Source organism: Domibacillus sp., assembly GCF_031181085.1.
Lineage (GTDB): Bacteria > Bacillota > Bacilli > Bacillales > Domibacillaceae > Domibacillus.
Genome location: NZ_JAPSLE010000001.1, coordinates 184,638 through 206,745, shown reverse-complemented (window position 1 = coordinate 206,745; position 22,108 = coordinate 184,638). Strand labels below are relative to the sequence as shown.

Annotated in this window: 23 protein-coding genes and 1 riboswitch; of the genes, 2 read left to right on the top strand and 21 right to left on the bottom strand. The window is 48.1% G+C overall.

Annotation, left to right across the window (positions count from 1 at the left end):
- Position 1 precedes the first annotated feature (1 nt).
- The 15 genes from RIN81_RS01205 to RIN81_RS01135 all read right to left on the bottom strand — a co-directional run bounded on the left by RIN81_RS01205 (position 2) and on the right by RIN81_RS01135 (position 13,553).
- Positions 2–1,084, bottom strand: coding sequence for a cobalt-precorrin 5A hydrolase (locus RIN81_RS01205; protein ID WP_309086932.1), 1,083 nt, complete (start codon positions 1,082–1,084; stop codon positions 2–4).
- Entirely contained in the window at positions 1,081–1,854 is a 774-nt protein-coding gene (gene cobM, locus RIN81_RS01200; protein WP_309086931.1) for a precorrin-4 C(11)-methyltransferase, read from the bottom strand. The genes RIN81_RS01205 and cobM overlap by 4 nt, the downstream gene beginning before the upstream one ends.
- On the bottom strand, positions 1,851–2,555 hold the full coding sequence (cobI, locus tag RIN81_RS01195) for a precorrin-2 C(20)-methyltransferase (RefSeq protein WP_309086930.1): 705 nt from the start codon (positions 2,553–2,555) through the stop codon (positions 1,851–1,853). Before cobI ends, cobM begins: the two co-directional genes overlap by 4 nt.
- Positions 2,555–3,760, bottom strand: a complete 1,206-nt coding sequence (cbiE, locus tag RIN81_RS01190) for a precorrin-6y C5,15-methyltransferase (decarboxylating) subunit CbiE (RefSeq protein ID WP_309086929.1) — start codon at positions 3,758–3,760, stop codon at positions 2,555–2,557. Before cbiE ends, cobI begins: the two co-directional genes overlap by 1 nt.
- Complete coding sequence (locus tag RIN81_RS01185) at positions 3,753–4,841, bottom strand: cobalt-precorrin-5B (C(1))-methyltransferase (RefSeq protein ID WP_309086928.1); 1,089 nt, start codon at positions 4,839–4,841, stop codon at positions 3,753–3,755. Before RIN81_RS01185 ends, cbiE begins: the two co-directional genes overlap by 8 nt.
- Positions 4,838–5,482, bottom strand: a complete 645-nt coding sequence (locus RIN81_RS01180; protein WP_251270425.1) for a precorrin-8X methylmutase — start codon at positions 5,480–5,482, stop codon at positions 4,838–4,840. Before RIN81_RS01180 ends, RIN81_RS01185 begins: the two co-directional genes overlap by 4 nt.
- A complete protein-coding gene (gene cobK, locus RIN81_RS01175; protein ID WP_309086927.1) occupies positions 5,472–6,251 on the bottom strand; it encodes a precorrin-6A reductase in 780 nt (259 codons plus the stop codon). The genes RIN81_RS01180 and cobK overlap by 11 nt, the downstream gene beginning before the upstream one ends.
- On the bottom strand, positions 6,248–7,129 hold the full coding sequence (locus RIN81_RS01170; protein ID WP_309086926.1) for a sirohydrochlorin chelatase: 882 nt from the start codon (positions 7,127–7,129) through the stop codon (positions 6,248–6,250). Before RIN81_RS01170 ends, cobK begins: the two co-directional genes overlap by 4 nt.
- A 12-nt stretch (positions 7,130–7,141) precedes the next feature.
- Positions 7,142–8,707 (bottom strand): precorrin-3B C(17)-methyltransferase, encoded by a 1,566-nt coding sequence (gene cobJ / locus RIN81_RS01165; protein WP_309086925.1) that lies wholly within the window; start codon positions 8,705–8,707, stop codon positions 7,142–7,144.
- Positions 8,704–9,075 (bottom strand): (2Fe-2S) ferredoxin domain-containing protein, encoded by a 372-nt coding sequence (locus RIN81_RS01160; protein ID WP_242232244.1) that lies wholly within the window; start codon positions 9,073–9,075, stop codon positions 8,704–8,706. Before RIN81_RS01160 ends, cobJ begins: the two co-directional genes overlap by 4 nt.
- Before the next feature lie 135 nt (positions 9,076–9,210).
- A riboswitch (cobalamin riboswitch) is annotated at positions 9,211–9,401 on the bottom strand.
- A 70-nt stretch (positions 9,402–9,471) separates the two neighbouring features.
- On the bottom strand, positions 9,472–9,990 hold the full coding sequence (locus RIN81_RS01155) for a PepSY domain-containing protein (RefSeq protein WP_309086924.1): 519 nt from the start codon (positions 9,988–9,990) through the stop codon (positions 9,472–9,474).
- A gap of 93 nt (positions 9,991–10,083) precedes the next feature.
- On the bottom strand, positions 10,084–10,587 hold the full coding sequence (locus RIN81_RS01150; RefSeq protein ID WP_309086923.1) for a PepSY domain-containing protein: 504 nt from the start codon (positions 10,585–10,587) through the stop codon (positions 10,084–10,086).
- Complete coding sequence (locus RIN81_RS01145) at positions 10,584–11,963, bottom strand: sensor histidine kinase (RefSeq protein WP_309086922.1); 1,380 nt, start codon at positions 11,961–11,963, stop codon at positions 10,584–10,586. Before RIN81_RS01145 ends, RIN81_RS01150 begins: the two co-directional genes overlap by 4 nt.
- Positions 11,960–12,631, bottom strand: coding sequence for a response regulator transcription factor (locus RIN81_RS01140; protein WP_309086921.1), 672 nt, complete (start codon positions 12,629–12,631; stop codon positions 11,960–11,962). Before RIN81_RS01140 ends, RIN81_RS01145 begins: the two co-directional genes overlap by 4 nt.
- An 88-nt stretch (positions 12,632–12,719) precedes the next feature.
- Positions 12,720–13,553: a TetR/AcrR family transcriptional regulator gene (locus tag RIN81_RS01135; protein ID WP_309086920.1), complete on the bottom strand. Its 834-nt coding sequence runs from the start codon at positions 13,551–13,553 to the stop codon at positions 12,720–12,722.
- Between the two features lie 225 nt (positions 13,554–13,778).
- On the opposite strand from RIN81_RS01135, the gene RIN81_RS01130 reads away from it, so the two are divergent.
- Positions 13,779–15,206: a DHA2 family efflux MFS transporter permease subunit gene (locus tag RIN81_RS01130; protein ID WP_309087490.1), complete on the top strand. Its 1,428-nt coding sequence runs from the start codon at positions 13,779–13,781 to the stop codon at positions 15,204–15,206.
- A 48-nt stretch (positions 15,207–15,254) separates the two neighbouring features.
- Here RIN81_RS01130 and RIN81_RS01125 read toward each other — a convergent pair whose 3' ends face one another.
- The 6 genes from RIN81_RS01125 to RIN81_RS01100 all read right to left on the bottom strand — a co-directional run bounded on the left by RIN81_RS01125 (position 15,255) and on the right by RIN81_RS01100 (position 21,459).
- A complete protein-coding gene (locus RIN81_RS01125; RefSeq protein WP_309086919.1) occupies positions 15,255–15,710 on the bottom strand; it encodes a DinB family protein in 456 nt (151 codons plus the stop codon).
- Between the two features lie 37 nt (positions 15,711–15,747).
- Complete coding sequence (locus RIN81_RS01120) at positions 15,748–16,587, bottom strand: AAA-type ATPase lid domain-containing protein (protein WP_309086918.1); 840 nt, start codon at positions 16,585–16,587, stop codon at positions 15,748–15,750.
- A 151-nt stretch (positions 16,588–16,738) separates the two neighbouring features.
- Complete coding sequence (locus RIN81_RS01115) at positions 16,739–17,404, bottom strand: CAP domain-containing protein (RefSeq protein ID WP_309086917.1); 666 nt, start codon at positions 17,402–17,404, stop codon at positions 16,739–16,741.
- Positions 17,405–17,636: 232 nt separating this feature from the next.
- Complete coding sequence (locus RIN81_RS01110) at positions 17,637–18,128, bottom strand: amidase domain-containing protein (RefSeq protein ID WP_309086916.1); 492 nt, start codon at positions 18,126–18,128, stop codon at positions 17,637–17,639.
- 352 nt (positions 18,129–18,480) lie between these two features.
- The gene (locus tag RIN81_RS01105; RefSeq protein ID WP_309086915.1) at positions 18,481–19,251 is read right to left on the bottom strand and encodes an IclR family transcriptional regulator; all 771 of its coding nucleotides are present in this window, start codon (positions 19,249–19,251) and stop codon (positions 18,481–18,483) included.
- 51 nt (positions 19,252–19,302) lie between these two features.
- Positions 19,303–21,459: a malate synthase G gene (locus RIN81_RS01100; protein WP_309086914.1), complete on the bottom strand. Its 2,157-nt coding sequence runs from the start codon at positions 21,457–21,459 to the stop codon at positions 19,303–19,305.
- A gap of 386 nt (positions 21,460–21,845) precedes the next feature.
- Here RIN81_RS01100 and RIN81_RS01095 point away from each other — a divergent pair, with 386 nt between their 5' ends.
- On the top strand, positions 21,846–22,076 hold the full coding sequence (locus RIN81_RS01095; protein ID WP_242232256.1) for a cold-shock protein: 231 nt from the start codon (positions 21,846–21,848) through the stop codon (positions 22,074–22,076).
- Positions 22,077–22,108 lie beyond the last annotated feature (32 nt).

Genomic DNA, 22,108 nt, shown 5'->3' with positions numbered 1-22,108 from the left:
TTTACTTCTTGCCAAATTCGATCAGCGCAACCGAAATGGTTACGTTGCCGTTTTTTTTCTTTGGCAGAATAACTTCTCCCCCTTTTGACGCTAAATAAGCAGCCGGTTCACTGACTCCATACGCACCGGTATACTTAAACACCGTTTCTGAACGCTCTTTCATCGGCGCTTCGTTTAACTGCTCAGGCGGGAAGGTGAAAAACGGCCAGTCGTTTTTTTCGGCAACCGCCAAAATACCCTCTTCATCTTTTTTCAGGTCAATGGATGCAATGGACTGAACGCTTGTTTTGGAAAAGGCAAGATCGCGAAGGGCCTCATCGATGACCTGCTCAATTTCCTCCGCTTCTGTTCCACGATTGCAGCCAATGCCAAGGACGATTGATTTTGGGCGGTATACAACAGGATAGTGAAGCCCATCGAGTTCTTCTGCATCGAGTAGTCTGTGGGTGACGACGAGAGCGGCATTGTGCGGCGTTTCAAATGCTTCTTTTACCGAAGCCGCTGTCTTGATATGAACCGGCATCGGCCGGTCATGCTTCCACCAGTTCGGCTCTCCTGATTCCTGCACGACAAGTACCGGCTCTTCGTTCACTACGGCAGCTGCCGCCTGTGTTAAAAAGCGGTCATATTCAAACTTCCAGCCGAATTCACGGCCAAACATATCAACTGGAATCGTTTTTTGCACATCGGATGCAGTTGTAATTACCGGCCGGGCACCTGTCAGTTCGGCCACCCGGTGTGTAAGCTCGTTGGCGCCCCCGATATGGCCCGAAAGAACGCTGATTGCATGCTCAGCTCGGTCATCGAGAACGACCACTGCCGGATCGGTTTTTTTATCGCCTAAAATCGGGGCAATCATCCGGACAACAGCACCGAGTGAAATAATCAGCACAATGCCGTCGTATTCTTTAAATAATTTTGGCAGCTGAAGGCGGACAGAACCATCAAACAGCGTAATGCCCCTCTCTTCTTCATCACCGCGGCAAAATTTCCGCATGTAGTACAAATCCGCCTGCATCTCCTCGGCAAGCTTACGTGCTGTTTCGGTTCCATGTTTTGTAATGGAAGCAATCGCAACCTTCATGGCTTGATTCCCTTCCGGAAACCATGGGTAAAGGTTTTATCATATAGTTTCGAACGATGCCCCGATTTTCCAATGTCCGGATCAAGCGCTTTGCCGGCTAAAATCATCGCCTGCTTGCGAATGCCGTTTTCACGCATCGCCGCATCGAGTCCGGCGATCGTTGAGCGGACAATTTTTTCGTCCGGCCACGTGGCACGGTATACAACAGCTACCGGTGTGTCTTCCGGCCAGCCTGCTTCAACCAGCTCACGCGTTACCTTTTTGGTCAGTGTTGCGCTTAAGAAAAAAGCAATTGTACATTCATGCTTGGCTAAATCCTTCAGCTGCTCTTTCTCGGGTACCGGCGTTCTTCCCTCGGCCCGCGTTAAAATAACGGTTTGTGTAACATCCGGAATGGTCAATTCCGCACCAGCTGCCGCAGCTGCTGCAAAAACAGAGCTGACCCCAGGTACGATTTCTGTTTCAATACCCGCTTCTTTCAAGAGAGCGATTTGTTCGATGATCGCTCCATAAATAGCCGGGTCGCCTGTGTGAAGGCGGACGACTTTCTTTCCTTCCTTCACGTAATTAACCATGGTCTCTACCATCTCTTCTAAATGCATGCCGGCCGTTTTCAGTACAACAGCACCTTCCTTGCAGCCCGTCATTAATTCCTCGTTAACGAGTGAATCGGCATACAAAATCACATCTGCTTCCTTTACAAGCTTCATCCCGCGGACCGTAATTAAATCAGGGGCGCCGGGTCCTGCTCCCACAATGAACAGCTTCATTTTTTCTTCACCACCATCAGCGTCAAATAGTTCGGTTCTGCCCGCTCAAATTCATCCAGTGTCCAGACAACTTCATCACTGGATGTAACTTTTGTGACCGCATGGGCGTGCTCCTCAAGTCCAAGCTCCCGGATCACACTTGAAATAAGGGCTGCCACCTTCGCGACTTTCAGAAAAATAACGCAGTCATGCGTCTCAATTGCCTGTTTCAGCGCGTCGCGGTCATTTGTTGCTGGAATGATCGCGACATGCTCATCTCCGTCGGCAAGCGGAATGTTCAGCCTTGCCGCGGTTCCATTTACTGATGATATGCCGGGCACTACTTCTGTTTTTACGTTCGGCATTCTTTTTTGCAATACATTTTTCATGTGAATAAATGTGCTGTACAGCATTGGGTCGCCCTCTGTCACAAACGCGACGTTTTCGCCGGATTCCAGTTTTTCCGCTACGGCTTCTGCTGCTTTGTTCCATTCACGCTCTAAAATGACCGGATCCTTCGTCATCGGAAAAACAAGACCAAGCATGTCTTTTTCCTGCGGATCAATATAAGCATCAATAATCTGACGCGCGTAGCTTTTTTCACCAGACCGCTTTTTCGGAAACGCAATAACCCTGCTTTCGGACAAAATGCGAAACGCTTTTACCGTTAACAGTTCCGGATCACCCGGTCCTGCACCAATTCCATATAAAATACCTGTCATCACTGTTCCTCTTTTCTTTTAGCACATATAATGTAAACCGGATTTTGCGCCTCAAAGCGCGTCATGTTTAAAATAGGCTTGGACAAGGATACTTGAGCAAGAGCCATATCTACCTCAAAGCCGGATTCCCGGAATAACTGATGGGCTTTTGACATGTTTTCAATCGTTACGGCATTCAATACGATTGTCCCGCCCGGCTTCAGCCGCTTCGCACACGTGTCAATAAGCTTGTCCATATTACCGGCCGTGCCGCCCATAAACACGCAATCTGGATTAGGGAAAGCCTCTAATCCATCTGGCGCTTTTCCATGAACGAGCGTGACGTCCGTGCGAAATTTTTGAAAATTCGCTTCAGCATTGGCGAGGTCCGCTTCATTTTTCTCGATGGCAAAAACAGCACCGTTTCGGGCTATTTTAGCTGCTTCAATCGCGATGGAACCGGTACACGTTCCGATATCCCAAACGGTACTGTCCGGACGGATGTTCATTCGGCCAATGGTAAGAATGCGGATATCACGCTTTGTAATCAAGCCTTTGTCCGGCTTGCGCTGGCTGAATTCTTCATCTGGAATACCAGTAGTCCATGTTTTCGATGGCCGGTTTTTCTTTAAAATCACCACGTTCAACGGAGCAAACGACGCTTCACTCATTTCTTCAAGCGTTAAATGACGGCAGCGTTCGTCCGGCGCACCCATATTTTCAGCCACGAATGCATCGTACTCGGTCATGTTAAACCGAAGCAGGTAGCGGGCAATCACATCCGGTGAATGCGTTTCATCTGTCAGCAGCGCCACTTTATCTTCACCGTCAATTTTCTGGGCAAGCCCGGTGATTGGACGGCCGTGCACACTGATCGTTTTTGCATTCTGCCACGATTCATTCATCCGGGCAAATGCAAGCTGTACACTTGACGGCTGCGGCTCAATAACAGCTTCTGTACTCCCTGACAGATACGCTCCGATTCCGTAAAAAAGCGGATCGCCCGAAGCCAGCACCACGACTGGACCTTCTTCGTCCTGAACCCTTGTTTTTACTTCTTTTAAATTCCCGCCAATCACGAGCCTCTCCCCTGTGAAACCAGGAAAAAACGACAGCTGCCGTTCTCCGCCGACAAGCAGCCGGCTTTCTTCAATACGCTTCAGCTGGCGAGGGTGCAGCCCTTCCGCTCCGTCTGCACCGATGCCAATAATATGTACGTTACTCACTGTATTCCGCCTTTCCTAAAAGCTGTCCTTTCATCGCAAACAGCAGCGTTTCAACTTCCATGCCGCCGCGCACTTCCTGAACGGCATTTCTTGAGCAATTGCGGCAGAAAAGCGCAAAAAATGCCGGATAGTCCGCCATTAATTCTGCTGCATGCGTCGCTGTGTTAGCTGCCCGCACTTCTTCAATTTCATTCTCGGAGGCGCCTGCTTCTTCCGCCATCTGCGCCAAAAAATTCATATCGACCGGTGCGCTTTTGGAGTGCACCATCATGACACCTTGAGCGACTTTTGAAAATTTGCCCGGCATCCCGGCAAGTGTAACTTTTTGAATACCGAGCCGTTTACAATGCTTGAGTGTAAAGCCGACAAAATCGCCCATTTCAATAAATGCTTCTTCCGGCAGGTGCGGCAAATGATTCATGGCATATTTTTCACTGCGTCCGCCTGTCGTAGCGGCCACCTGCTTACAGCCGGCTGCAACGGCCACTTCAATAGCCTTTACAATACTGGCTCGAAAAGCCGCGGTTGAAAACGGGCGGACAATGCCGCTCGTCCCTAGAATAGACAAGCCGCCTAAAATGCCAAGTCTTGCATTTAAGGTTTTCTCAGCCAGCTTCTCGCCGCCTGGAATGGAAATGATCACGCGGACGCCTTTTCCGGCCCCCGCTTCTAAAAGCAACTCTTGAACCGCTTCAGTAATCATACGGCGCGGCACCGGATTGATCGCGGCTTCTCCCGGTGCTACGTCGAGTCCCGGCTTTGTCGCCCGGCCGACGCCTTCCCCGCCATCAAGCTCAATGCCTGGTTCGCTTGTCCAGCTTACTTCTGCACAAATAACAGCTCCGTGTGTAATATCAGGATCGTCTCCCGCATCTTTTTTAATGCCGACTTTCACAGAGCCCTCTCCTACTTCGATAAATTCCGGTGTAAAGTGAGCCCATTGCTTCGCCGGCAGATAAATAGAAACTGATTCGGGCGGCTGGCCTGTAAGAAGCGTCTGCAGCGCAATTTTTGCCGCAGCAGTCGCACAGGAACCCGTTGTGTATCCTGTGCGAAGCGGCTTATCAGGGACCGGCTTCATTTTACGGCAAGCAGCGACAGGGCATTCAGCGCTGCCACGGTGACCGTACTGCCGCCTTTACGGCCAATATTCGTAATAAACGGAATATCCAGTTTTGCCAGTTCTTCTTTGGATTCCGCTGCCGACACAAAGCCGACCGGCATGCCGATAATTAAATCAGGCTTGGCAAGGCCTTCTTTGGCGAGGCGGATAATTTCCAAAAGAGCGGTCGGGGCATTGCCGATCGCGTAAATACCGCCTTCTCCAATCGCAGCCGCTTTACGCATAGAGATAATCGCCCGTGTCAGCCCAAGTTCTTTGGCTTCTTTCATCACATCATCATCCGAGATATGTACATGCACAGAACCGCCAAACTGCTCAATACGCGGCTTTGATACACCTGATTGAATCATTTGTACATCACAAATTACACGCGTACCCTGCCGGATCGCGCGAATGCCGGACTCAATGGCCTTTGGATGAAACAGTACGCTTTTCCCGAGTTCAAAATCGGCTGAAGCATGAATCACCCGCTGTACAACAGCGAACTCTTCCGGTGATAAATCATGGGGGCCAAACTCGTCTTCAATAATCGAGAAACTAAGTGATTCAATTTCCATTGGTTTCACTGTTTCCGGTACAAAAGTTGTTTTAAAGTCCATGTTTCGTTTCCTCCAGGCGGTTTAATGTGTGGATCACTTGCTCAAATTGCTCGCATTGATTTGGGTACTGCACTGGCGGCCGGGAAATGACGATCGTTTCGATACCAAGCGACACGGCCGCTTCGATCTTTTCCGCTACCGCGCCGATCGCGCCGCTTTCTTTCATGACGGTCGTCGTCACGCCGTAATGGCGGTACAGTGCAAGGTCAAACTCTTTCGTAAAAGGACCCTGCATAGCCACAATATTTTTCTGAGACAGTCCAAGCGCAACGCATTTTTCCATATTGTCCGTACGCGGCAGCATCCGTGCAATCAGTCGGATATCCGTGTGGGGCAGCAGCTTTTCCGTGAAAACCTGCAGCGTCTTGCTGCCGGTCGTCAGGAGCACGACACCTCCCCGCTCTAGTGCCGCTTCCGCTGCTTCTTCATACGTATCCACGCGTGTGACAAGCGGATGCTCAATAACCTGCGTGCCGGCCCGCTCAAAGCGGATATAAGGAATACCGGCACGTTCAGCAGCTTCGATAGCATTTCGGGATGCTTCTTCAGCAAACGGATGGCTGGCGTCGACGACTGCCGTATAACCCTTTTCGAGCACAGACGTCATTTCATCTCCCGCCAGCCGGCCCACACGCGTTGAAATGCCCGCTGCTTCAAGTTCAATTGACGCATTCTGGGTGACCACAGATGCTGTAACCGGGTGCCCCGTTTCCTGCAGTTTCACAGCGAGCTCCCGGGCATCACTTGTCCCCGCTAGAAAGAAAATCATCGAATCGCCTCTTTTTCATGATCATGGTCATGACCGTGTTCGTGATCATGATCATGGTCATGGTGATGGTGATGGTGAATACCCGCTTCAAACCGGTACTGGCATGTATCACAATTCATGAGTGATTTACCGCCCAGCGCTTCATCAATCCGGTCTGCCACAATGACTTTAAGCTTCGGATGAAACCCGAAATAATCCGCAAGCGTGAAAGACAATTCTGGATATTGCTCACGAAACAGGGCCAAATCCTGTTCGATTCGTTTGATCAGCACACCCGTAAACAAAAAGTACGGCAGAATAATGACCTTTTTCGCGCCAAGCTTTTTAACTCTTTCCACCGCTTGGGGAAGTGATGGCTTCGTCACACCGTAAAATGCCGGTTCAACGGTTTCAAAGGATGTTTTTTCCCATAAAATACGGGCAATTTTGCATAGATCACTGTTGGCATCTGCATCGCTTCCGCCGCGCCCAAGCAGAATCACCGCATCCTGTTCGCCCGCTTCACCCGGATCAATGCCGGCATCCTGCAGGCGTTCTTTTAAAATCGCAGAAGTTTCATAATGGATACCAATTGGCTTTCCATAGGTAAATGTCACGCCCGGATACTTTTCTTTTGCTGCGTCAATCGCTGCTGGAATATGAATTTTCGAGTGCCCCGCCGGCAGCAGCATAAGTGGTATGAGGGCAACTTCAGTTGCTCCTCGGGCTATACACCGCTCAATCCCTTCCGCGATATCGGGACGCGCAAACTCTAGGAAACATGTTTCATATAAAACGAGCGGATTTAAATCCGGCAGAAATCCTTCCACAAATTGACGAATTTGGTCATTGCCTTCCGGGTCACGGCTTCCGTGCCCAACAAAAAGTACAGCTTTCATTCTTTTTCCCCCTTATTCTCCGCACGGCATCGGTTCAACGTCCGGCACCGGCATATCTCGATGGGCAAATCCTTCTATTTCCCCAACCCGTTTAAAATATTTGAAAAAGCGTTCATTTGGATGACCGGATTCACGGTATTCTTCTACAATTCCTGTGAGCATCGGAACAACTCGTTCCGGCGGAATGCCTTCTGCCACATACACACCTGGGTGCGCAGTCCGGCTGACCACTTTAGCGCCTAAAAACAGGTCAAACGCTCCTTTACGGTATACAATGCCAATATCCTCGTTCACTGCACCGTAGCACGCCATGCCGCAGCCATTCACGCCAATACGAAGCTCTTTCGGCACGTCGAGACCGCCAAGCTCCCGTCCAAGCTGCTCAGTATATGGAATCGCGTCGCCTTTATCACCGTTGCAGAAGTCACATGCTTTTACCGTGACAACATCACCGGTTGGCGCAAGGCTTAGTCCCGCTTCTTTCAACTTTTCAATAATCGGCTGCGGGTTACTCGTTTCGGTTTTTAACAGCACATAATGATGTGGTGTATATTCGATCGTACCCCTTTCGCCCGCCGCTTCAGATATAGCGATCAGCTGCTGCGGTGTAAAATGCTTGTTTACCAGCCCTGGACTGACCGCTGCTTCAAAGATTTTTTTCACAGCTGGCGGCGCCGTCTTCTGTCGCTTCAGTGCGGCGAGCGCCTGCAGGCCAAGCTCTTTAAGCTCGGGCTTTTTTTCACTTTGGCCTCCATGCAATGCCCACGGTTCGTTTTCAGGGCGAAGCCGCTCATGCGGCCGCAACGGCTGCTTTTCTTCTGTTAATGTATATTTGCGTGTGTATCCACGCGGTGTAATCATCAGTCCATCATAGAAAAAAGTCGTTGAATTGCCGATCACGACTGTTGTCAGCATCCCAATTTCGTGGTCCAGCATTTCCGCAAGTGTCGTCATCACGACTTCTTCTCGGTCACGGTATGCGCTTTTTACAAGCCCAACCGGCGTGTCCGGTTTTCGGTAATTGAGCAAAATCCGCTGTGCCTCTTCAATTTGTTTCGTGCGCCGCCCGCTTTTCGGGTTATACAGCGCAATCACAAAATCAGCAGCACCTGCAGCATCTATCCGTTTCGCTATAAGCTCCCACGGCGTTAAATGGTCACTTAAGCTGATCGTACAGGCATCATGCATAATAGGGGCGCCGAGCAAAGATGCGCATGAATTGATCGCCGATATTCCCGGAATGATTTCTACACGAATGCCGGTATCCCGCTTCCATCCCTGTTCCGCCAATACTTCATATACAAGACCCGCCATGCCGTATACACCGGCATCACCGCTTGAAATGACAGAAACGGTTTTTCCGCGCTCCGCCTGCTTAACCGCTGCTTGTGCCCGGCTTACTTCCTCACTCATTCCGGTTGAAATAACGTCTTTCCCTTCAATCAAAGGGGCTACAAGCTCCATGTAGGTTTTGTACCCAATGACGTAATCACTTTCTTTCAGCGCTTGTTTCGCCCGATCGGTAATATGATCTTCATGGCCGGGTCCGAAGCCGACAACATACAATGTGCCCGTCATTTTTTCTCCCCTTTTTCTGTTCCCTTAAAGCGGCCGTTCAGCAGCTGCATGCCTTCTCCTGACCGCTCATAGGCAATCCATTCTTTTATTGGCTGGTTGTTTTCAAGATGCGAGGCGACCATCTCTTTGGCACGATGCTCGTCCATTTCAAAATACCAGTCTGCTTCCGGGTAAACGACAACCACACACCCGTCTTTGCAGCGTCCATTGCATCTTGTTCTTGTTGTATGTACATATGCATCCAAATCCCGCTCGGTAATTTCATTCCGGATTGCCTGTGTCACTTCTTCGCCGCCTTTTCGCATACAGGTAGACCCGTTGCAAATCAGCACATGCTTGCTCATACTCGTTAAGTTCCATGTTGCCACTTTATCCGCTCCTTTTTTAAAGCATGCAAAAAGCCCCCGCTTCTACGGCAGAAGCAGGGGCAGAAAATCGCATTAAAGAAATGACTTATCCAAAAAAAGCCATGCGTATTCATCCCGTTCTTCCCACCGAAGAATGATGTTTCAGCATTAAAAGCAGGTCTCCTGGCTTGCGGTCACTTTACTTCTGCCTCCCTTCCCGGATAGAATCCAGTGGGTTTCAGACAGGTTCATCACGCATACAGTAGCGGGGGCTGCACCGGACTTTCACCGGTTTCCCTATTATCCCGGACGTAGAAACTCCGGGCACTTTTAATGATTGCTTTATTTAGTTTTGTTGTCTTTAACATTAGCAGGGAAGAGCTTCTTTTAGCAAGGGAAAAATGAAAAAGACCCGGATTAATTATCCAAATCTTCTTCCTCGATTACGACTTCACCTGTTGTTCCATTTACCCATACATCCGTTTCTGTTTTGCCGTCCCTGATTTCTAATTCATAGTGTCCATCATCCAGCTCTATTTTTTCAATTGTGCCTTTTACTTGTTTTTGAGCGGCGGCTTTCGCTTCTGCTTCCGTTATCGTCACACTTGTATTCTCACGATCATCATAATCATCGCCGCTATCATCATCCGTATCCCGTTGTTTTTTTAACACCTTGCCAGAGTCTCCATCCATTTTTATATCATACTCCTGCGTATCGATTTCATAAACAGGGCCAGACAGATTTTTCTCCAATTCAATGCTCTCAACTACAGACTGCGTTTCTTTTTCAGCTATTGCTTTTGCTTCTTCCATCGTCAGCTTCGCGTCAAAGCCGGGAACTTCCGCCTGGATTTTGTCGTTCTGTACGCCCCAGAGAACCCCTCCGCCTAAAAGACCTAACGTTAAGAAGCTGCCTGCGATGGTTGTTTTCTTCATTTTTGTTTCCTCCTCTTTTTTCTTTTCTGCTTTTATCATAGCCATGCAAAATGAGAAAAAAGAGAGGGAAAAATGAGAGTTTGATGAGAACCGTTAGTCATCCCAGGAAATCGACAGCACTTCTCCTGAAATCTCATTGATTCGCACCGTCGCTTCTTCGCCATTTTGAGCGTCTATATCAACGAGGTAAGAGCCGGCTTCTTCTCCGTCGCCTTGTTCGATATCATCCACTGTTCCCGGTACTTTTTTAAGCGCAATCTCTCCTGCTTCTTCCGGTGTCAGCTGTCGAGCACCTTTTTCAGTTTTTTCTTCTTGGGCAGCCGAATCATTTTCTACTGTTTCAAGGCGTGTCATAGCCATTAATTCGCCCGTCTCACTGTCAACCGCCATGCTGTATTGGCCTTCACCGGGTACTTCTATTGTATAGTGAAATTCTCCATCTTCCTGCTCCGCCTCCTTCACCGTGCCGCCGTACTGCTCAGCCAGCTTTTCTCCTGCTTTGTTCATCGTGACATCCGGCGGCTGCAGGGACTGGTATAAAAAAAACGCGGCTGCGGCGGCTGCGATGGCGATGGTGGCCGTTATGACTTTTTTCATTCCTCTTTCCCCCGTTCGTCTTTTCGTTCAGCAGACGAGCATTCGCTAAAAGTAAGAATCACGATTGTTCCTCTTCCTTCTTCACTTTCAATCCGGAGAATGATCCCAAGGGCCTCCGCCAGCTCTTTTGCGAGAGACAAACCGAGGCCAAACCCGCCCGTTTTACGTGCTCTTGCTTTGTCCACCCGGTAAAATCGGTCAAATACTTTTGGCAGGTCCGATGCTGGTATGCCCATTCCCTGATCTATCACACGAATTTCCTGTTTCTCGACTTCTAGACAGATTTCCTTCTCAGAATATTTGCGTGCATTATCCAAAAAAATAAATAACAGCTGCCGCAGTTTAGCCCGGTCCGTCTTCACGCTGCATGTTTCCTTTATTCGAACGTCAACACGCCGCTTATATGCCCGCTGAAAGGAGTCGGCTGTTTCCCGTACAAAAGCAGCCATATCGATCGTTTCCATTTTCACATTCCATGTTTCATCGCGCCGTGCGAGCGCAAGCAGCTGCTGGGTCAGTTCTTTCATGCGGAGCGCTTCTTCGTAAATGGCTTCCACCGATTCATCGAACAAATCCGGGTAGTCCTTTCCGCGGCGTTTCAACAAACGGGCGTATGATTCTACAACGGTAAGGGGTGTTTTTAATTCATGCGAAGCGTTTTGTACAAACGCTTCCTGCTTTCGGTAATTTTCTTCAAGCAAATTCATCATATCGTTGAAGGTAAGTGCCATATCCTGCAGTTCATCATGCCGGCCGCCGCTTGTTTCAATCCGTTCATGTGTACCGCTTTTACGGATCCGGCGCATCGTTTCCGTCATCTGTTCAACCGGGTTAGAGATAATAGCGCCCAGTACGCGGGCTGATATCACAGCAGGAATAACCGCTATCAGCAAAGCAGCAGAAAGCACGCCGCGCAAAATCGTTAAAATTCGCTCTGTTGCCTGCAAATCCTCCCATAATTCAAGCGAAGCCACTTCGCCGCCGCGCCAAATAACCGGAAGTGCGACTCGGGCATAGGCAGAACCCTTATCATCCCTTATGATCTCCCGTTTCTCTCCTTTTGTAAAAGCAGCCGCCCGCTCTCTGAGCCTGGAGGCATCCGGTGAAGCTGCCACGCCATCAACCGTTCCATCCGGCAATATCACACGAACCATTCCATTCGGCGGCGCATAAGCCCGGAGCAAATCACTGCTTGTTATAGACTCGGCTGGACTCGACACGTCTCCGGCTATTTGTGCTGCATCCGCTGCCGCTCTTTCAACATCTGCTTCCCTCAGCATAAAAGAAGCGGCAAAATAAACGGCCGTATTCATCAAAATGACAATCACAACAAGCAGGACGCTCGTGCCGAGGTGAATTTTATTTTTCAGCTTCATGATTCTTTCAACACGTATCCAACGCCGCGTACCGTGTGAATAAGGGGCAGGTCAAACGGTTTATCAACTTTGTTTCGCACATAGCGGATATATACATCCACCACGTTTGTGTCACCGTAATAATCATATCCCCAGACGCCATCAAGCAGCTGCTCTCTGGACAATACGTGACGCTTGTTTTTCAACAGGTAAACGAGCAGGTCATACTCACGCGGTGTAAGATCGATAGGCTGGCCCGCTCGTGTAACTTCACGAGATTCTTCTTTTACGATTAAATCCGCTGCAGACAGCGAGCTGTTCGAAACCGTTTTACGAAGTGCCGCCCGGATTCTGGCTAAAAGCTCATCCATATCAAACGGCTTTGTGACATAATCACTGGCCCCAAGATCAAGTCCGGTTACTTTGTCGGCCACTTCATCCTTGGCTGTCAGCATAATAACAGGTACATCGCTTCCCTGGCGGATTCGCCGCAGAACAGCCATTCCATCCATTCCCGGCAGCATCACATCTAGCAGGACAAGGTCAAATGTCTCTGTTCGAAACAAAGCAAGAGCATCCAGCCCGTCCAGCACTTTTTTCGTTTTATATCCTTCATGCTCAAGCTCCAACTCAAGCACCCGGGCAATCCGCTCTTCGTCTTCTACAATTAAAATACGCTGTTTATCCATCCCTTTCGCTCCTCTCGCTCTCTTTATTATCATAGCCCCGCTGGTCTTTGTCCAAAAAAAAGACGGCCCTGTCTGGACCGCCTGGCGTTTATGAAAAAAATTCCTGTATACGCAGCATAAGGGTTTCATTGTTTGGAATGGTGCCGGCCACTGTTTCCATCACAAGACGGCGAGGTGCTTCTTCCCTCATTTCATCCTGTAAAAACACCAGCAGCTCTTGGGAACGTTCATCCGCCTCCCTCTGCATCGCACCGATTTCCTGCAGCACACTGCTTTTTTTCCGCTCCCTTGCCCGCTCTTCTTCGGGCTGCCATTTTTCGAGCACATGCGGGTCAAGCAGTGCATCGTTTGTGTGGATAATTTCCTCTATAGCCGCATCTACCCGGCGCATTGCATACCCAATGACTTGATCTACATCAACACCTGCCTCGATTGCCATCACAAAGTGAACCGTATGATGGATCATGCCATGCATCATCACAGCCAGGTCAAGTGAATAAGGATAAACCTGCATTCCATACACTTCTATAACCCTTCTTTGCATCCAGCGCAGCTCGCTTATATGATGTTGCTTAATAAACTTTTTTAATTCTTCATCTTCCGATACAAATACACCTTGAAATAGAGCAAACAAATTGTTTTCCTTGCTGACTTCCATCTTGACTTTCACTTGCTGGATGAACGCTTCTTTATCGTGAACAGGCCGTCCGGCAATGACATGCGCCCGGCGCTGGTCCGTTTCAAGATTAATTTTTTCAAAGATACTCATCAGCAGCTCGTTTTTAGATGGAAAGTAATTATAAAACGTTCCTTTCGAAATGCCGCTTTGATCGAGGATATCTTGAATCGAAGTAGCCGCATACCCTTTTTCTACAAATAAAGCATGCGCTGCTTCCATTACATTTCTTTTTCGTTCGTTCAATGAATGCACTTCCTTTTTTGAACTGTCGGTCTATTCAGAGACTAGCGCAATAACCTTGTTATTTCAAGCTTTCATATATAAATTTAATTTATTTGTTGATTTTTCTGAACGATCGGTATAAGATAAATACCTGTTAGAACAACAGTATAAAAATTGAACGGTGAGTATGTATAAGGAGGATATAAATTGAATACACAGGGAGTACCGGGAAAACCGCCTTACGCAATGATTGCCATTTTGTTTGTCGGCGCTTTTGTTTCCCTTTTAAACGAAACGCTTCTCAACGTAGCGCTTCCGTCTATTATGAAAGAATTTGATGTATCGGCTTCTGCTGTTCAGTGGCTGTCGACTGGATATATGCTGGTAAACGGCGTTTTAATTCCAGCAAGTGCTTTTTTCATTCAGAGGTTTACAAACCGGAGTTTATTTCTTACAGCAATGACGTTATTTACGGCGGGATCTGTTCTCGCAACACTTTCACCGTCGTTCGGCGTGCTGCTCGCCGCTCGAATGATTCAGGCATCCGGTTCTGCGATTATGATGCCGCTTTTAATGAATGTTATGCTCGCAAGCTTTCCGGTGGAACGCCGCGGTGCGGCCATGGGGATTTTCGGGCTTGTGATGATTACGGCACCAGCGATCGGGCCTACCCTTTCCGGCTGGCTCATTGAGCATTACACATGGCGCACCCTGTTTGACGTCGTCATTCCAATCGCTGCTCTCACGCTTCTTTTCGCCATCTTTAAATTAAAAAATATTACGCCGCAGCGCCCTATTTCGCTGGATCTTTTGTCTCTCGCGCTGTCGAGCATCGGCTTCGGCGGCATCCTGTACGGATTCAGCTCTGCCGGTGAAAAAGGCTGGGATTCTGTTTACGTTTACGGCGCAATTGCGGCAGGTGTCATCGGCTTAGTTTGGTTTGTTTTACGCCAAATGAAGCTGGATGAACCGCTGCTTGAGTTCCGGATTTATAAGTATCCAATGTTTGCCCTGTCTTCAGCTATTTCGGTTGTGATTGCAATGGCTATGTTTTCTGGTATGCTTCTTATGCCGATTTATGTACAGACAATCCGCGGCATTTCTCCGCTTGATTCCGGGCTGTTAATGCTGCCGGGTGCAATCGTTATGGGGATCATGTCTCCGATTACCGGAATACTGTTTGATAAATTCGGCGCACGGGTTTTAGCTGTTATCGGCTTATCTATAACAATTTTAACGACCTTTATGTTCAGCAATTTAACGCTGGATACTTCGTACGGCTATATTATGTTTGTATATACACTGCGTATGTTTGGGATGTCTATGGTTATGATGCCGGTTATGACAAACGGGCTGAACCAGCTTCCGCCGGCTATGAATCCGCACGGAACGGCCATGAACAATACCTTGCAGCAAGTATCCGGCGCTGTCGGGTCTGCCCTGCTCGTTACACTGATGCAAAACCGGACCGAGTCGGAAGCTGAACAGCTTGCCGAGTCCGCTGCGGGTGATCCGGCTGCGATGGCCAATATTGCCAATGAAGCGATGCTGCACGGCATTAATTTCTCTTTTACCATTTCTGTCTTTATTGCCGCTGTTGCCCTTGTCCTGGCTTTCTTTATGAAACGGGTAACGCCTGCCAGTCAGCTGTCTAAGCAAAAGTCTGCTGGTTAAGCTGCCCACAAAAAAACGCCCTTTGCCGCATCCGGCAAGGGCGTTTTTTTATACGATTTTCGTTAAGCTGTTTATAACCCCGGTATGCATGCCTTCGTGGAACGTGACAAACTGCAAAAGAGCTTCTACGGTTGTCATTTCAAGCGGACCGATTGTAACGGGCTTGGCTGCTTTTTCACCGAGCTTGGCAGAAAAATGACGCTCTACACGATTCAATTGTTCCTGCAGGGCGTTCGTAATTTCTTCTGCTGATGGAACCTCTGCCGGCCAGTCAGCCGGACGTGTTCCTGTAGCAAACAGGGCATTCCAGTCAGGATGCACAATCTCATAGGCTTCATCTGCTAAATGAAGCAGCCCCTCCGCCGATACGAAAATATGCCCGGCATTCCAGCGGATATTGTTTGAAAATCCTGCAGGGATTTCATCCCACTTGTTTTCCGGTGTCTTAGCAATAGTGCCAAGCGCTGCGTTTCTTGCAAAAACAAATTGCTTAATCGATTCCATACCGTTTCCTCCTCTATGTATGACCGCTTCTATTCTATCATAATCCGTACTCCCGGCACTTGTCATAAAGCTTCGTTTTTCCGATGCCGAGCAGCCGGGCTGCTTTAGTTTTATTAGCAGACTGACAAAGGGCATGCTGGATCGCTTCTTTTTCTGCTTTTTGAAGAATATATTTTACCGGCATAACAGCTACAGGCGTTTTTACGGAACGGATTCCGGCTTCTTGAGAGGGTTCCTCCTGTAAATAAAGCGGCAAATGATCAAGCCGAATCACAGATCCATCCATCACGTTCACCGCTCTTTCCAGCACATTTTCTAACTCCCGTACATTTCCGGGCCAGGTATGAAGCAAAAGATGGTTTTCCGCTTCTTTGGATAAAGTGTTCACAGGCCGGTCAAAGTTCTTCTCAAGCTTTCGAAGCAAGACAGCCGCAATAGCCGGAATATCTTGTTTTCGTTCCATTAAGGAAGGAATATCGATTTTCATTACGTTCAGCCGATAATATAAATCCTCCCGGACCTTTCCCTGTTTGACCATTTCCTCAAGATTGCGGTGTGTGGCAGCAATCACCCGTACATCAACAGGGGCTGTGCCTTGTCCGCCAACCCGCCCGATTTCTTTTTCTACAGCTTTTGTTTCCTCTTCTTCTTCTAAAATGTCGTTGTTTAACCCGTAGTAGCCTTCACCGGCTTTGGAGGCTTTCTTCCGGCGCATCTCCAAATACAACAGGCCTGCGCCAAGCACAAATACCGCTCCGATGATTCCTAGAACCGGCGCTGCGTAAATATCTGTTTTAAAAAAGGTTGTCGGAATGAAATTTGGAATTTGCGGAGTTCCCGGCGAGAGAAACGCTTCAATTTTTCCGGAATTATGCAATTTTCCGATTCTTCGAAATTTTTCTTATTTTCATCTGCTGCCCGAACCATAAGCATTCTTTCGAATAACATCTAAAGTTCTCACCGTCCACTATTCAACATACAATGAACGTGCAAAAAAGCGGAAAATGGTCTCCATTTTCCGCGCGTTTTTATTTTCCGGTAAACATTTGTGTCCAGTGGCCATCTACATACCCAACACCGATGTGAGTGAATTCAGGGTTTAAAATGTTTTTCCGGTGGCCGTCACTGTTCATCCACGCTTCCATTACTTCTGCTGGCGTTTTTTGGCCTTTGGCAATGTTTTCGCCTGCTGTTTTATACTTAATACCGAATTTTTTCATCATATCAAATGGTGATCCATATGTTGGTGACTGGTGAGAAAAGTAGCCTTTATCTTTCATATCCTGTGATTTCGCACGAGCGACTTTGCTAAGCTCAGTGTCTAACGTTAAAGCCTTTAATCCCGCTTTAGCGCGCTCCTGGTTTACAAGCTTCGCTACTTCCTGTTCAAAAGCATTTACTGATTGAGAAGCTGCCGGCTGTGCCGCCTGCTCTTGCTTTGGTGCTTCTTGTGAAGGCGCTGTCTGCTGAGGCTTTGCTTCAGCAGCAGGTGCTGTTGGCTGTGTTACTTCTTTAGATGGAGCAGCAGCTGCTGGCTGTGCCTGCCATTTTACTTGATAATATTTTTGGTAGGTTTTTACCTGAACAGTCTTTGGCGTATCACAAGTCAGGGAGGCTGCTTCCACCTGTCCTGCTGTGAAAAGCCCAATTGACACAAGACCAGCGATTGCGGCAATGCGTACATTTATTTTCAAGGTCAAAATCCTCCTGCGTTTTTTATGTGTTGCCCGGGCTGCGTGATTACTATAGCCCGAAACACGAAAAAACGGCAATAGATTTTGAGATGGAAAATGATAGCCTCATTTCATAATGATAGTTTCCTGCTTTGCCCACAGTGCTCAGTCCCTATCCCGTCAGCGCTGTGCTATTTTCACTTGCAAGCAGAAACAGGCAGCGACATATAAGCGTAATTCTTTTACAAAACTGTTACAAGGATGTGTTTTCATCAATATGGAAAAAGTAGTAACGAATGCCGGCCGTGTGTGCCGGTGACGTCGTATAGCTCCAATGACGGTGATAGCTGTCAGCCGTGTGCGCATTCACAAGCGGTACACCGTTTTGGCGGCTTACGACAAAAGCAGCATGATCCATACGGCCATCACCGTTAAAATCATAAATGATGACGTCTCCAGGAAGCAGATCTGCTGCTGATGCTTTCCGCACAGCCTTTAACCCCTTCTTCGATCCTTCTAAATACCACCTGAGCGAATGGGTCACACTCCAGCTGAAACTCCACGTACCGCCTCCAACCCACCAGCCAATTTTGCGGTCGGCGTAGCCGCCTCTCATAGGGGCTCCTCCGGCCAGCAGGCATTGTGAAACATAATTGGTGCAGTCTACAGCAAACGCCGGAAAAGTCGGATTGCGTTTGTTCCACCACTTTTCCGCATAACGGACTGCGGATTCACGATCATACATCGCCATCTCCTCCTTTCCTACAGCGTATGCCGGAAGAGAATAGAAAAACCGGCCTGAACGGATCAGGCCGGTTTTTTTTATATTTATTGGGTAACTCACAACGTTCCAAGGATAAATCTTTTTCTTTATCCTTTGTTAAACCGCCGCGGTATATTAATTCCACATTATCGTTTTTGATGTCCCTAAACGACCTAAGCCCTTCCTGCTCTTAAGTCCTTGCAGCTCCGAAGCTGCTCCAGTGTGAATAAGTAAAGTCAACACTAGCAGAATGCCAGAATGTTATATGAACGTTCTAAGTTACGATCTCAATCAGAAGTTAATCATAACACTCATCAAATAAAAAGTCAAGAAATTATTTCCTGTTCCATCCAAGACGCTCTGAAATGTCGCTTCCCGCTTTTATCATGCGCCCTCTTAACGCTTTTAAGCGCTCATCCGTCATGCGGAGAGTGGGGCCGGAAATTGATACAGCCGCTGCAATGGCTCCATGATGATCAAATACCGGTGCTGCAATACAGCGGATTCCAGGCTCGTTTTCTTCAAGATCGAGCGCATATCCTGCTTCTCTTACACGCGCGAGCTCCGCCAGATACGCTTCTTTCGTTGTAATGGTCTGGTCTGTATGGACTGGCAGCCCTCTTCGTTCCAATATATCGTTTACTTCTGATTGGGGCAGATGGGCTAAAATCGCTTTTCCGACAGACGTGCAGTGAACCGGCGCACGCCTGCCGACTTTTGAATGCATACGCAGCGCTTCATGTCCGTCCAGCTTTTCAATATACACCACTTCTCCACGGTCATACACGACAAGGTGAACCACTTCATTTGTTTCCGCCTCCAACTGGCGCAGAACATCCTGTGCTTCTGATCGGACATCGAGTGATTCCAGCAGCCTTGAGCTTACCTCTAAAAAAGCGTAGCCGATTCGATAGCGGCCTGTTTCCTTATGCTGTTCAATATAGCCGTATTGCTCAAGTGTCGCTAGTGTCCGAAACACCGAGCTTTTATTAATATCCATTCTATTCGCAATTTCCGTTACACCAAGCCCCCTCGGGGATGCACTGACAAGTGCAATAATATCAAGCGCACGCGCGACCGATTTAACGACGTTTTCTCTTTCCAACCGAATCCCTTCCTCACTATGCAGGAAAAGCCGGCCGGGGCCCGCTTTCCTTTATGATGTAATACGATATTTTTCTTTTGCCTGGAGCCGTTTTTCGTGCAGGATCGGTTCTGTGTAGCCATTCGGCTGCTTATATCCTTTAAAGATCAACTCACAAGCAGCCGCAAAGGCAACCGAATCATGATAATTCGGCCCCATTGGCCGGTAGCCGGGATCTTCCGCATTTTGCTCATCAACTACTTGTGCCATTCGCTCCAGCGTGTCCATAACCTGCTTCTTTGTGCAAATTCCATGATGCAGCCAGTTGGCCATGTGCTGGCTTGAAATTCGGAGAGTCGCCCGGTCTTCCATCAAGCCGGTATTATGAATATCCGGCACTTTGGAACAGCCAATCCCCTGTTCAACCCACCGGACAACATATCCTAAAATTCCCTGGGCATTGTTATCGAGCTCCTGCTGAATATCTTCTGCACGCCAATTTGCTTTGGACGCAATTGGAATTTGCAGCATCATATCCTGAAAAGTGGAAGCTTGATCGGCGATTTCTTTCTGGCGGTCAAATACGTTCACTTCATGGTAATGAATGGCGTGCAAAACAGCTGCTGTCGGGGACGGAACCCAGGCTGTATTGGCGCCAGCCTGCACATGGCTGATTTTCTGCTCCATCATATCAGCCATCAAGTCCGGCATTGCCCACATTCCCTTACCGATTTGCGCCCGGTGTCCGAAGCCCGCTGCCAACCCGCTCGCTACGTTCGATTTTTCATAGCCCTCCAGCCAGGCTGTTTTTTTCATTTCGCTTTTTTGAATCATCGGACCCGCTTCCATTGAAGTGTGCATCTCATCGCCAGTCCGGTCTAAAAAGCCGGTGTTAATAAAGACAATCCGGTTTCGAACAGCTGCGATACAATTTTTTAAATTAAGAGACGTTCGGCGCTCTTCATCCATCACTCCAATTTTCAGTGTGTATCGCGGCATATTTAATAAATCCTCAATTCGGTTAAATAAATCGTCTGCAAAAGCCACTTCCTCGGATCCATGCATTTTCGGCTTCACAATATAAATGGAGCGCTTGCGTGAATTTATCCGGTTCGGCTGTCCGAGTACTGACGGCTTGGCAATGGCGCTTGTGATCACACCATCCAAAATACCTTCAAAAATTTCATCACCATGCTCGTCCAGTATGGCATTGTTGGTCATTAAATGGCCAACATTTCGAACAAACATGAGAGAGCGGCCGGGAAGTTCAAACGGTGCACCATCCGGCGATATATAAGACCGGTCTGCATTCAGTGTACGGTGGATCTGTCTTCCGTTTTTTGTAAAAGAAGCGGATAAGTCTCCCCGCATCAAGCCCAGCCAGTTTTCGTACACAAGGAGCTTGTCTTCGGCATCGACAGCCGCTACAGAGTCTTCACAATCCATAATGGTCGTTATGGCTGCTTCCAGTAAAATATCTTTGACCCCCGCTGGATCTTTTGAGCCAATTGGGTGCTCCGGATCCACTTGTATTTCAATATGCAGGCCATGATGCACGAGTAAAATCCCTTCTTCACTCGTTCCTTTCAATTGTTCTGGGTTCTTCAGTGATGTCTCGCCATTTTGTAAAGAAACGATCAGGCGGCCATTTTCTACACGATAGCTGGTTGATTCTGTATGTGAACCTGCTTCAAGCGGTGCTGCTGTATCTAAGAACCGGCGTGCAAAAGCAACAACTCTTTCGCCGCGGATCGGATTAAAGCCGGCTGACTTTTCCGCACCGTCCGTTTCCGGAATGGCATCTGTACCATATAACGCATCATACAAGCTCCCCCATCTTGCATTAGCTGCGTTAACGGCATAGCGCGCATTATTTACCGGTACAACAAGCTGCGGACCGGCTTGAAGCGCAATTTCATCATCTATGTTTTCCGTTTGGATCGTGAAGTCGTCCCCTTCAGGCTCAAGATAACCGATTTCCTCCAAAAAGGTTTTATACGCTGCCGGCTCAAAAGAATGCTTTCGATGCCAATCGTTGATTTGAGCCTGCAAGTCATTTCTTCGCTCTAAAAGCTTCTTGTTCCTTGGTGTAACATCCGCTACAAGCCGGCTGAAACCCGTCCAGAACGATGCCTCATCCACCCCTGCCTGAGGAAGCACACGGCTGTTTACAAATTGATACAACCGATCATCTACTTGCAGCGACCCCGCTTTCACATAATTCCCCACGTACAACATCCCCTTCGTTTGTTATTACGCAACATCGTTTCAAAAAAACCTTAAAAAAAGAGTAGCACGGCTTTCAGAAAATTTCAACTTATTTCTGAAAGCCCTTTCTCATTTTTTCCATAATTTCTGCAAAATCGGATAAAGCTTCACCATGGCCAAAATGACTACTGCCCAGACTATAATTTGTAAAATAAGATCATTCATCGCTATCTTCTCCTTTACATCCCAGTATATCAAAAATAAAGGGATATTTAACGGATCATCGCACGCCCGATTCGAAATAAGAACTGCTTAAAAACAAAAATAAACAGCAAAATGTATCAGAACGAGGCAAAGTGTGAGATAATAGACAGGATTGACCAATAATCCCGGGGGTGACGTTTAAAATGTCTTATTACAGCAAAAATCGTACGGAACCATTGCCAAACGTTGATATCGAGACATGGGAATGCCCGTCGGAGGGCTGCAAAGGCTGGATGAGAAAGAACTTTTCAGATGATGATTCACCAACGTGCCCATTTTGCGGGAGCGAGATGGAAAACGGAACCCGGCACACGAATTCGCTGCAAAACAATACGTTTCGTAAACCGGCAGAGGCCGAACAAAAAAAAGCGTGATCCCTCTTGGGAATCCGCTTTTTTCTTTCGCC